At 67.3% G+C, this 10935-nt stretch carries 8 protein-coding genes; 4 read left to right on the forward strand and 4 right to left on the reverse strand.

Annotated elements, in window-relative coordinates; genetic code table 11:
• Positions 1-81 precede the first annotated feature (81 nt).
• Positions 82-1368 carry an O-acetylhomoserine aminocarboxypropyltransferase/cysteine synthase family protein gene (locus tag ABIA73_RS20605; protein WP_033831836.1) on the reverse strand — a complete coding sequence of 429 codons (1287 nt, stop codon included), beginning with the start codon at positions 1366-1368 and terminating at the stop codon, positions 82-84.
• A gap of 180 nt (positions 1369-1548) precedes the next feature.
• Here ABIA73_RS20605 and ABIA73_RS20610 point away from each other — a divergent pair, with 180 nt between their 5' ends.
• The 3 genes from ABIA73_RS20610 to ABIA73_RS20620 all read left to right on the forward strand — a co-directional run bounded on the left by ABIA73_RS20610 (position 1549) and on the right by ABIA73_RS20620 (position 4511).
• A complete protein-coding gene (locus ABIA73_RS20610; protein WP_025874693.1) occupies positions 1549-2283 on the forward strand; it encodes a winged helix-turn-helix domain-containing protein in 735 nt (244 codons plus the stop codon).
• Positions 2280-3569, forward strand: coding sequence for an ATP-binding protein (locus ABIA73_RS20615; protein WP_025874694.1), 1290 nt, complete (start codon positions 2280-2282; stop codon positions 3567-3569). The genes ABIA73_RS20610 and ABIA73_RS20615 overlap by 4 nt, the downstream gene beginning before the upstream one ends.
• A gap of 141 nt (positions 3570-3710) precedes the next feature.
• Positions 3711-4511 carry a MipA/OmpV family protein gene (locus ABIA73_RS20620; RefSeq protein ID WP_025874695.1) on the forward strand — a complete coding sequence of 267 codons (801 nt, stop codon included), beginning with the start codon at positions 3711-3713 and terminating at the stop codon, positions 4509-4511.
• Between the two features lie 84 nt (positions 4512-4595).
• Here the strand turns inward: ABIA73_RS20620 and clpB are convergent, their stop codons facing one another.
• Both clpB and ABIA73_RS20630 read right to left on the reverse strand, forming a co-directional pair.
• Positions 4596-7181 carry an ATP-dependent chaperone ClpB gene (gene clpB / locus ABIA73_RS20625; RefSeq protein ID WP_032975152.1) on the reverse strand — a complete coding sequence of 862 codons (2586 nt, stop codon included), beginning with the start codon at positions 7179-7181 and terminating at the stop codon, positions 4596-4598.
• A 180-nt stretch (positions 7182-7361) separates the two neighbouring features.
• Positions 7362-8177, reverse strand: coding sequence for a DUF3014 domain-containing protein (locus ABIA73_RS20630; protein WP_354276225.1), 816 nt, complete (start codon positions 8175-8177; stop codon positions 7362-7364).
• Positions 8178-8326: 149 nt separating this feature from the next.
• Between ABIA73_RS20630 and ABIA73_RS20635 the strand changes: the two genes are divergently transcribed.
• The gene (locus tag ABIA73_RS20635; protein ID WP_354276226.1) at positions 8327-9037 is read left to right on the forward strand and encodes a glutathione S-transferase; all 711 of its coding nucleotides are present in this window, start codon (positions 8327-8329) and stop codon (positions 9035-9037) included.
• 59 nt (positions 9038-9096) lie between these two features.
• Here the strand turns inward: ABIA73_RS20635 and ABIA73_RS20640 are convergent, their stop codons facing one another.
• Positions 9097-10704 carry a SulP family inorganic anion transporter gene (locus tag ABIA73_RS20640; protein ID WP_032975155.1) on the reverse strand — a complete coding sequence of 536 codons (1608 nt, stop codon included), beginning with the start codon at positions 10702-10704 and terminating at the stop codon, positions 9097-9099.
• Positions 10705-10935: the final 231 nt, after the last annotated feature.

Below are 10935 nucleotides of genomic sequence, written 5' to 3' on the forward strand. Positions count from 1 at the left end.
CCATCTCCGCTGAGGACCTGGCTGCGATCGTGCCTGATCCTTTAGCGGGGTGCGTGACCGATCCTGCGCGATTGCCCGCCCTCAGGCCTGGGCGAGAGCCTGTTCCAGGTCCGCGCGCAGATCGCCGATGTGCTCGATGCCGATCGACAGGCGCACGGTGTCCTCGCTGACCCCGGCCCTGGCCAGTTCGGCCGCATCCAGCTGGCGATGGGTGGTCGAGGCCGGGTGGGTGGCCAGTGACTTGGCATCGCCCAGGTTCACCAGCCGGGTGAACAGTTTCAGGGCATCGAGGAAGCGGGCGCCGGCAACGCGCCCACCCGGCAGGCCGAAGGTCAGCACACCGGAGCCATGGCCGCCCAGATAACGCTGCGCCGCCGCGTGTTCGGGGTCGTCGGCCAGCCCGGCATAACGCACCCACGCCACCTTCGGATGCGCGCGCAGGTACTGCGCCACAGCCAGCGCATTGGCGTTGATCCGCTCCATACGCAGCGCCAGGGTCTCGATGCCCTGCAGGATCAGGAAGGCGTTGAACGGTGACAACGCTGCGCCGGTATTGCGCAACGGCACTACCCGCGCACGGCCGATGTAGGCCGCCGCGCCGAGCGCTTCGGTATAGACCACGCCGTGATAGCTCGGATCGGGCTGGTTCAAGCGGGCGAAGCGTTGCGGCTGTGCCGTCCAGTCGAAGCGGCCGGAATCGACGATCGCCCCGCCCAGGCTGGTGCCGTGGCCACCGAGGTACTTGGTGAGCGAGTGCACCACGATGTCGGCGCCATGTTCGAACGGGCGCAGCAGGAATGGCGTGGCCACCGTGTTGTCGACGATCAACGGCACGCCGGCCGCATGCGCGACCTCGGCGATGGCGGCGATGTCGGTGACGTTGCCGCGCGGGTTGCCGATCGATTCGACGAACACCGCCTTGGTGCGTTCATCGATCAGCGCGGCGAACGCGGACGGATCTGCCGGATCTGCGAAACGCGCCTGGATGCCGTACTGCGGCAGCGTGTGCGCCAGCAGGTTGAGGCTGCCGCCATACAGCGCGCTGGCCGCGACGATGTTGTCGCCGGCCTCGGCAATGGTCTGGATCGCATAGGTGATCGCGGCCTGCCCGGAAGCCAGTGCCAACGCGCCGATGCCCCCTTCCAGCGCCGCAACGCGCTGCTCCAGCACGTCGGTGGTGGGGTTCATGATGCGCGTATAGATGTTGCCCGGCACCTTCAGGTCGAACAGGTCCGCCCCGTGCTGGGTGTCATCGAATGCGTAGGCCACGGTCTGGTAGATCGGCACCGCCACCGCGCGGGTGGTCGGGTCGGGGCGGTAGCCGCCGTGCACGGCCAGGGTTTCCAGTTGCCACTGCGGATCGCTCATTGCGCCAGGCTCCATCCGGGGAAACGCCCACCATAGGCCAGCCATCGACCGCCATTGAGAGCCCCTGGCGATGACGCCAGTACCGGCGGTTATCAGGTTGCCCGGGATTCAGGCAGTCGTCATGGGCCATTGCTAGGCTTCGCCGCCGGGCCCTTTGCCCCGGACAAGGACGCCCTACCGATGCAGCCCTCCCCGTGGACTCCCGCCGCCGGCAACCCGACCCAGGTGCTGCTGGTCGAGGACGACCGCCGCCTGGCCGAGCTGGTCAGCGACTACCTGAGCGAACATGGATTTGCCGTGCAGCACGTGCCGCGTGGCGACCTGGCCAGCGCGGCCTGCCGCCAGCACGCGCCGGAACTGGTGGTGCTGGACCTGATGCTGCCTGGCCTCGGTGGCATCGACGTGTGCCGGCAGATCCGCAGTTTTTCCGACGTGCCGATCCTGATGCTGACGGCGTGCGAGGACGATATCGAACAGGTGCTGGGCCTGGAGTCCGGCGCCGATGACTATGTGCACAAGCCGATCGAGCCGCGCCTGCTGCTGGCGCGCCTGCGCGCGCTGCTGCGCCGTCGCCATGGCAGCGGTCCTGCCGGGGTGCCGTGCAGGCTGATGCATGGCGAGTTGCTGATCGATCGCGTGCAGCGCGAGGTCCACCTGCATGGGCAGCCCGTAGAGCTGGGCACCACCGAATTCGAGATCCTCTGGCTGCTGGCCAGCCAGCCCGGGCAGATCCTCTCGCGCGACCAGATCCTGCAGGCGGCGCGCGGCATCGGTTTCGATGGCCTGGACCGCAGCGTGGATGTCTGCATCGGCAAGCTGCGCCGCAAGCTGGGCGATGACGCGCGTGAACCGCGCCGGATCAAGACCGTGTGGGGCCGCGGTTACCAGTTCAATCCCTCGGCCTGGTCGGCGTGAAGCGCCTGTTCCTGTGGTTGTGGTTCGTCACCGGCGGCTGCCTGCTGGTGTCGGTGTTCAGCCTCAACCACCTGCTGGACCGCATCTACACGCCCCTGCAGGAACGAGTCTTCGTCGAACAGGTGCGCGGACAGGTGTATGCGCTGCGCAGCGGACTGGCCGGCCTGGACCGCCAGCAGCAACAGCAGCGCCTGCTGCAGTGGCAGCCGCATTACGGCATTGCGCTGTCACTGCTGGATGCACCGCCCGTGCTCGATGACGAAGAGCGCAGTGCCCTGCGCGGGGACGGCTTCATCGTCCGTGAGCGCTACCAGCAGGTGCTGCTGCCTATCGAGGGGACTGACGGACGCTGGCTGCAGCTGCGCCTTCCCGGCGAGGTGCAGATGACCCTGTACATGACCGCCGCCGCCTACCTGTGCATCCTGCTGCTGGTCGGCGCCTGCCTGTATGCCTGGGTACGCCTGCTGTGGCGCGACCTGGAAGCGCTGCGGGGTCATGCCGATCGCATCGGTGCCGGCGACCTGCAGGCACGTGCGCAGGTATCGCCACGCTCGCAGATCCGGGTCATCGTCGAGCATTCCAACCGCATGGCCGCGCGCGTGGCCGAACTGGTGCAACGGCAGCGCGATCTTACCCATGCCATTTCCCACGAGCTGCGCACGCCGATCGCACGCCTGGCCTTCGGCCTGGATCTGATGCAGGACAGCAACGACCCGGCGCGGCGGGCACACCTCGCTGCCGGCCTGCATGGTGATCTGGCCGAGCTCAACCGGTTGGTCAGCGAACTGCTGGCCTATGAGCGTCTGGAGCATCCCAACGACGCCGAGCCCATGCAGCGGATCGAGGCGAACGACTGGCTGCAGGCCTGCATGGAAGACGCACGGCGCGATGCCGAGCGCGCGGGCCTGGTGCTGCAGGTCTGGCCCAGCGCGCTGCCACGCGTGGATGCCGAGCCACGCCTGCTGCAGCTGGCCCTGAGCAACCTGGTCGGCAACGCGATGCGCTATGCACGCACCCGTGTGGAGGTGTCACTGGTCAGCGTGGCCGGCAAGGCCTGCCTGCGCGTGGATGACGATGGCCCCGGCATTGCCGAAGGCGATCGCGAGAAGGTGTTGCGCCCGTTCACCCGTCTGGATGACAGCCGCAGCCGCGACACCGGCGGCTTTGGTCTTGGCCTGGCCATCGCCGGGCGCATCGCGGTTCGTCACCACGGCGAGCTGCGCGTGGGACGCGCGACCCTGGGCGGTGCACGCCTGGAAATGCACTGGCCACTGGCTGCCAGCTGAACGCCACGGGCCGCGCTTACAGTTGCTTACAACTCCCGCACAACTGCGGACGGATTGGTCGGTGGCATCCCGCCACGCTGTCGACCCAGCAGCACGCGCCGGATGCGCGCACTGCATTTCCTCCCACTGTAGAGAGTTGCCATGTCCCACCGTCGCCGTTTTCCCACCCTGCTCGGCCTGGCCCTGCTGCCCTTGTTCGCAACGTCCACAGCGCATGCCAAGGAGGATCAATGGACCTTCGAGCTGGCCGCCGGTGGCGGCGTTGCCCCGCGCTATAGCGGCAGCGAGGAATTCCAGGCCGCACCGACGCTGTCGTTCGACGTGACTTCGCCGGGCGGCTGGTTTCTGGGTACCAGCGGTGCGGGTTGGGGCACGGCGATCGGCGAACACACCCGCGTGCGTGCCTACGTCGGCGGCAGCGGCAGCCGACGCGAGAAGAACTCGATCCTCGGCGGCTCGGACTTCCTGCGTGGCATGGGCGATATCGATACCCGGCCCCTGGTCGGCCTGGCGGCTGGCTATACGCTGGGTGAGGCGGTGTTGAGTGGTTCCTGGCAGTACACGCTGAAAGACGATGACAAGGGCGACAACGGCCTTGCCACCCAGCAGATCCACCTGAACCTGGAGATGCCGCTGTTCGATCTGGCCGGTGGCGTGGTCAGCGGCAGCGTCTCCACCGACTACGGCAACCGCGGCTATATGCAGACCTGGTACGGCGTCAGCCCCGACCAGGCCGCTCGCACCGGGTTCGCCCAGCACAAGCCCAAGGCCGGCCTGGTCAGCGCCGGGCTGGGCATGAAATGGAGCCATCGTGCTGGTCGCAACGGCAACTGGTACATCGCCGTGGAAGGCACCCGCCTGCTCGGCGACGCCGCCGACAGCCCGATCGTGCAGAAGGCCAACCAGTTCGGGTTGATGACCGGGTATACGCACCGGTTCTGAGCATGGCCGGCGAGCGCCGGACACCGACGTTCGCGCTGGCAAAGAGACGGGGCGCTGCGATCATGCAGCGCCCCGTTGCACGCATCAGGCCTTGGCGAACACCAGATGGCCGCCGTCGTTGCCCACTTCGATGGTATCGCCGTTGACGAACGCACCGGACAGGATCTTCTGCGCCAGCGGGTTTTCCAGCTGTGCCTGGATCGCACGCTTCAGCGGACGCGCACCGTAGACCGGATCGAAGCCGACGTTGCCGAGCAGATCGAACGCTGCATCGGACACCACCAGCTTCAGGCCACGCTCGGCCAGGCGCTTTTCCAGGCCACGCATCTGGATGCGCGCGATCTGCTTGATCTGCTGCTTGTCCAGCGGATGGAACACCACGATGTCATCCAACCGGTTGATGAACTCCGGACGGAAGTGCGCCTGCACCACGCCCATCACCGCCGCCTTCATCTGCGTGTAGGCCTCCGGCGTGTCATCGCCGCTCATGTCCTGGATCTGGTGCGAACCCAGGTTGGAGGTCATCACGATGACGGTATTGCGGAAGTCCACCGTGCGGCCCTGGCCATCGGTCAGGCGACCGTCGTCCAGTACCTGCAGCAGGATGTTGAACACATCCGGATGCGCCTTTTCCACCTCGTCCAGCAGGATCAGCGAATACGGGCGACGGCGCACGGCCTCAGTGAGGTAACCGCCTTCCTCATAGCCCACGTAGCCGGGGGGCGCACCGATCAGGCGTGCGACGCTGTGCTTCTCCATGAACTCGCTCATGTCGATGCGGATCATCGCGTCGGCGCTGTCGAACAGGAACTCGGCCAGCGACTTGCACAGTTCGGTCTTGCCCACGCCGGTCGGGCCCAGGAACAGGAACGATCCCCCCGGTCGATTCGGATCGGACAAGCCAGCGCGCGAACGACGCACCGCGTCGGACACCACCTTGATCGCCTCTTCCTGGCCGACCACGCGGTTGTGCAGCACCTCTTCCATGCGCAGCAGCTTGTCACGTTCGCCTTCGAGCATCTTGTTGACCGGGATGCCGGTCCAGCGCGAGACGACCTCGGCGATCTCCTCGTCGGTGACACGGTCCTGCACCAGCTTGAAGTCGTGGTTCTCCACTTCCTGGGCGGCAGCCAGCTGCTTTTCCAGCTGCGGCAGCACGCCATACTGGATCTCGCTCATGCGCGCGAAATCCTGCCGGCGCTGGGCCGACTCCAGTTCAACCTTGGCCTGCTCGACCTGTTCCTTGATCTTCGTCGTGCCCTGCAGCGCGGCCTTCTCCGACTTCCAGACTTCGTTGAGATCGGAGAACTCGCGCTCCAGCGCATCGATATCGTTTTCCAGATCGGCCAGGCGCTGCCGCGAAGCGTCGTCCTTTTCCTTCTTCAGCATCTCGCGCTGGATCTTCAGCTGGATCAGGCGACGTTCCAGCCGGTCCAGTTCCTCCGGCTTGGAATCGATCTCCATGCGCAGCCGTGAAGCGGCCTCGTCCATCAGGTCGATGGCCTTGTCCGGCAGCTGGCGGTCGGTGATGTAGCGGTTGGACAGGGTGGCCGCAGCGACGATGGCCGGGTCGGTGATCTCCACCCCGTGGTGCACCGCGTACTTTTCCTTCAGGCCGCGCAGGATCGCGATGGTGTCCTCCACCGTCGGCTCGCCCACGAAGACTTTCTGGAAGCGGCGCTCCAGCGCGGCATCCTTCTCGATGTACTTGCGGTACTCGTCCAGCGTGGTCGCACCGACGCAGTGCAGTTCACCGCGCGCGAGTGCCGGCTTGAGCATGTTGCCGGCATCCATCGCACCGTCGGCCTTGCCCGCGCCAACCATGGTGTGCAGCTCGTCGATGAACAGGATGATCTGCCCTTCACTCTTGGCCAGGTCGTTGAGCACGCCCTTCAGGCGTTCTTCGAATTCACCGCGGAACTTCGCGCCAGCGATCAGCGCGCCCATGTCCAGCGACAGCACGCGCTTGCCGCGCAGGCCTTCAGGCACTTCGTCATTGATGATGCGCTGGGCCAGGCCTTCGACGATCGCGGTCTTGCCCACGCCGGGTTCGCCGATCAGCACCGGGTTGTTCTTGGTGCGACGCTGCAGCACCTGGATGGTGCGGCGGATTTCTTCATCGCGACCGATCACCGGGTCGAGCTTGCCGCTCTCGGCGCGTGCGGTCAGGTCGATGGTGTATTTCTCCAGCGCCTGCCGCTGCTCTTCGGCGTTCTCCGACTGCACGTTCTCGCCACCACGCAGTTTGTCGATGGCGGTCTGCAGGCGCGCCTTGTCGGCACCGGCAGCGCGCATCGCCATGCCCAGCGTGCCGCCGTCTTCCAGTGCGGCCAGCACGAACCACTCGCTGGCGATGAAGGCATCACCGTTCTGCTGGGCCAGCTTGTCGGTATGGTTGAGCAGGCGGTTGAGGTCGTTGCCGATCGACAGGTTGCCGGCCTGGCCGGACACCTTCGGCAGCGCTTCAAGCGCCTCGTCCAGGCGTTCGCGCAGCACCGGCACGTTGACGCCGGCCTGGGCCAGCAGCGGCCGGGTGCTGCCCCCCTGCTGGTCCAGCAGGGCACTGAACACGTGCACCGGTTCGATGATGCTGTTGTCGCGGCCTACCGCCAGCGACTGCGCGTCTGCCAGCGCCTGCTGGAAACGCGAGGTGAGCTTGTCCATCCGCATTGCGAAACCTCATCGGTCATCTTGGCCGGCCCGCGCCGGCGATGCTGGAAAGATGCGGTTGCCCCACCCCGTTTCAAGGGTGGCTGCGACTGCATTCGAAGGCCAGTCAGCCTGTGGCCAGCATGCCGGATGCGGTGTTGTCGGCGCGTTGATCCGGATCAGATCTGCACGCTGGAGGCCTCAATGGGTGATCGCGGCCCGGATCGCCCGCAGCTGCTGCTTGACCGCCCGCGCCTGCGCCACGTCCATGCGCAGCAAGGCCTTCTGCCCGATCGAGCGCGACTGCAGGGTGGCATCGGCGAAGCGGTAGCGGCCGCGTTCATCGCGCTGCAGCGGTGGCGCCTGGGCCAGCTCCGGGGTGTCCAGCAGGTGGTCGATCACCGTTACCAGGCGATCATTGAAATACCCGTCGGGACGGCCCAGATCGACATACGCCTGCTGGATCAATGGATAGAAGCGCTTGTACGCGTGGGCCGCCGCCGCCGGGTCGAGCGCAGTGAAGGCCTGCACATAGGGCGCATAGCGCGCTGCATTGGCCGCGGCGATGCGTTCGCCGCCCTGGCCCGGCTCCACCTGCAGGCTGCCCGGTAGCGGCCGGAAGGCCAGCGCGGTAGGCGGCACACTGGCCTTGTCCAGGTTGTCGACCTGGGTGACCAGGCGCTGGATCAGGTGATCGCGCAGCAGCGCAGTCAACGCGCCCTCGCCCTTGAACAGTTCGCTCAATGTGCTCCAGGCGGCGGCATCGCTGTCGGCCAGGTTCGGCAACGCAGGGTCGGCGGCGGCCTCGGAATCCAGCGGATGCTTGATCGGAGAGGGCGCGGGTTCCTGCGTAGCAGCGGGCTTCGGTGCGGCGCCTGCGGAGGTCGGCGCGGATTGCTCCGGCACCGCTACGCCATCTGCCAGGTGCTGCAACTGGTCGCGGAACAACCACGTGCCCGCGCCGCCCACCACCACCACGCCCAGAACCCAGGGCCAGACCACTTTTCCACTCTGCATGATGCAGAACCTCGCCTTTCAGCTGCATGGACAAGGTGTGACTGCCTTGGTTCGGCGGGGTTCCCCAGCCATTCCGCTGCCGTTGTGGTTCACGCCTGCTTTGCGCGGTACGCGCGACCCTGCTGTTCCTGTTGGGTGGAGAAGCCTTCATGCAGTACGCGCTGTACTACTGGACCGGCATCCAAGGCCGTGGCGAATTCGTGCGGCTGGCGCTGGAAGATGCCGGCGCCGATTACGTGGACATGGCGCGTGTGCACGGCGACGCCGTGATGCAGCCGTTCCTCGATGGCCACAGCGAAGGTGCGCAACCTTTCGCGCCACCGTTCCTGAAGGCGGGGCGACAGGTCATCGCACAGGTCGCGGCCATTCTCGATTTCCTCGGCCCGACGCTGGATCTGGTTCCGCAGGCCGCCTCGCGGCGCATGCAGGCGCTGCAGTTGCAGCTGACCATCGCCGATCTGGTGGCCGAAGTGCACGACACCCACCATCCGATCGCCGCGTCGAAGTACTACGAAGACCAGAAGACCGAGGCCAGGGCGCGCGCGGCAGCGATGCGCGATGAGCGCCTGCCGAAATTCCTTGGCTACTTCGAGCAGGTGCTGAAGGCCAATGGCGGTCGCCACCCGCTGCGCGAACACTCCTACGTGGACCTGTCGCTGTTCCAGTTGCTGAGCGGGCTGGACTACATGTTTCCACGCCGCATGCAGGCGCTGTGGCCGAGGTTGCCACTGCTGCGCGCGCTGAAGGACCGGGTGGAACAACGGCCCGGCATCGCCGCCTATCTCGCTTCGGAGCGGCGGCTGCCCTTCAACACCAACGGCATCTTCCGGCATTACCCGGAACTGGATGGCGAGAAGTAGCGCCGGGCCATGCCCGGCGGCAGCGCAACCCAACGCCGGGCATGGCCCGGCGCTACCGGTCAATGGGCGTTTTCAGCCAGCGGCTTCACCGCCTGCTTCTGCAGCGACAGCAGCCCCAGCAGGATGGCCAGCGCCACATAGGCACCGGCGAACTGCCAGCTGATGACGCGGGCCAGGCCCTGCAGATCCCACGGCAGGTAGATGCCGCCGCGCGGATCCACCGAATGGATCAGGCCGAACAGGGTGAGCACCGCCGCCACCAGCAGGAAGCCGCAGGCGCGGCGCAGACGGCCATCGACCATCGCTGCGACGGTGGCGATCCACAGCATCGAAGTGATGATGAAGCCGTTGCCCAGCGCGAAGATCACCGCCAGCTCCGGCAGGCCGTGGCCATCGACGTGGGTCAGCAGCGCGCCCATCTGCTCGGCCGGAATCCAGCCCGGCGCCTTGATCGCCAGCAGATAGGCCGCCGACGGCAGGAAGCCCAGCACCATCGCACCGGCATGCTGGCGCGGGGTGGCCTGGAACGCCTGGGTGGTGATGTCGATCGACACGTACACGATGATCGGCGCCAGTACCGCCAGCGGCAGCCACTGCACCAGCCCGGAAATGATGCCGAGCATGCCGCCGATGCCGACGAACAGGCCGGTCAGCAGCGTGTAGCCGCTGCGCGCGCCCATGTGCTTGTAGGCCGGCTGGCCGATGTACGGGGTGGTCTGCGCAACGCCACCGCAGACGCCGGCGACCAGCGTGGCCACTGCCTCCACCAGCAGGATGTCGCGGGTGCGGTAGTCATCGCCGGCCGCGCGCGCGCTTTCGGATACGTTGATGCCACCGACCACCATCAGCAGGCCGAACGGCAGCAGCAGCGGCAGGTAGGTCATCGCGGTCGGCAGGCCCTCGATGAAGCCCAGCGTTGGCAGCGGCAGCACCACCTGCGGCGGCACCCAGGCGGGAATCTGGAAGCCGGGCACACCCAGGCCGGCCAGGCCGAGCCCGTAATACAGCACGGTGCCGAACACGAACGCCAGCAGCACACCGGGGCCGCGCAGCGGCAGCTTGCCCTTGGCGATCAGTACGTACAGCAGCAGGCCCAGCGTGGTGAAGCCCACCAGCGGCGAGCGCAGGGTCTCCAGCAAGGGCAGCAGGCCCATCAGCACCAGTGCGATGCCCGCGATGGAACCCAGCAGCGCAGCGCGCGGCAGCGCGCGGGTCACCGCTTCACCGAAGAAGGACAGGATCAGCTTGAGCACGCCCATGATGACCAGCGAGGCCATGCCCAGCTGCCAGGTGGCGATGGCGGCGGCATGCGGGTCCAGGCCCTGCTGCTTGAAGGCCAGGAAGGCCGGGCCCAGCACCAGCAGCGCCATGCCGATGCTGGTCGGCGCATCCAGGCCCAGCGGCATGGCGGTGACGTCGTCGCGCCCGGTACGCGCGGCCAGGCGCCGTGCCATCAGGGTGTACAGCAGGTTGCCGACCAGCACGCCCAGGGCAGTGCCGGGGAACATGCGGCCGAAGACCACGTCGGCGGGGAACTGGAACATCCCGACCAGGGCCATGGCGATGAAGCCGAGGATGGAGAGGTTGTCGACGACCAGGCCGAAGAAGCCATTGAAGTCGCCAGCGACGAACCAGCGGCGCGGCGCGGTGGAAGCGGGAGCGGACATGGAAGGGGCGGTGGGGGTGGGGACCGCCGATGGTAGGCCCAGCGGGGCCGGCGCGCCAATTCCCGAGTGGAATGATGGGTTCCAGCCAACGGCGGAGCCCCTCGTGGTTGGTCGCTGAAAGCAGCCTATCGGATTGGGTCGTGGGGGGGGGGGGGGGGGGGGGGGGGGGGGGCGGCGCCCGCGGGGGGGGGGGGGGGGGGGGCCCCCCCCCCCCCCCGCCCCCGACCCGCC

It is taken from the genome of Stenotrophomonas sp. 2694, from assembly GCF_040548715.1.
In the GTDB taxonomy this organism is placed as follows: Bacteria; Pseudomonadota; Gammaproteobacteria; order Xanthomonadales; family Xanthomonadaceae; genus Stenotrophomonas; species Stenotrophomonas indicatrix.

Bases quoted from the DNA above. Each gene is read 5' to 3' on its own strand.
- clpB (WP_032975152.1), bottom strand. From the start codon at position 7,181: ATGCGGATGGACAAGCTCACCTCGCGTTTCCAGCAGGCGCTGGCAGAC.
- ABIA73_RS20640 (WP_032975155.1), bottom strand. From the start codon at position 10,704: ATGTCCGCTCCCGCTTCCACCGCGCCGCGCCGCTGGTTCGTCGCTGGC.
- ABIA73_RS20630 (WP_354276225.1), bottom strand. From the start codon at position 8,177: ATGCAGAGTGGAAAAGTGGTCTGGCCCTGGGTTCTGGGCGTGGTGGTG.
- ABIA73_RS20635 (WP_354276226.1), top strand. From the start codon at position 8,327: ATGCAGTACGCGCTGTACTACTGGACCGGCATCCAAGGCCGTGGCGAA.
- ABIA73_RS20605 (WP_033831836.1), bottom strand. From the start codon at position 1,368: ATGAGCGATCCGCAGTGGCAACTGGAAACCCTGGCCGTGCACGGCGGC.
- ABIA73_RS20610 (WP_025874693.1), top strand. From the start codon at position 1,549: ATGCAGCCCTCCCCGTGGACTCCCGCCGCCGGCAACCCGACCCAGGTG.
- ABIA73_RS20620 (WP_025874695.1), top strand. From the start codon at position 3,711: ATGTCCCACCGTCGCCGTTTTCCCACCCTGCTCGGCCTGGCCCTGCTG.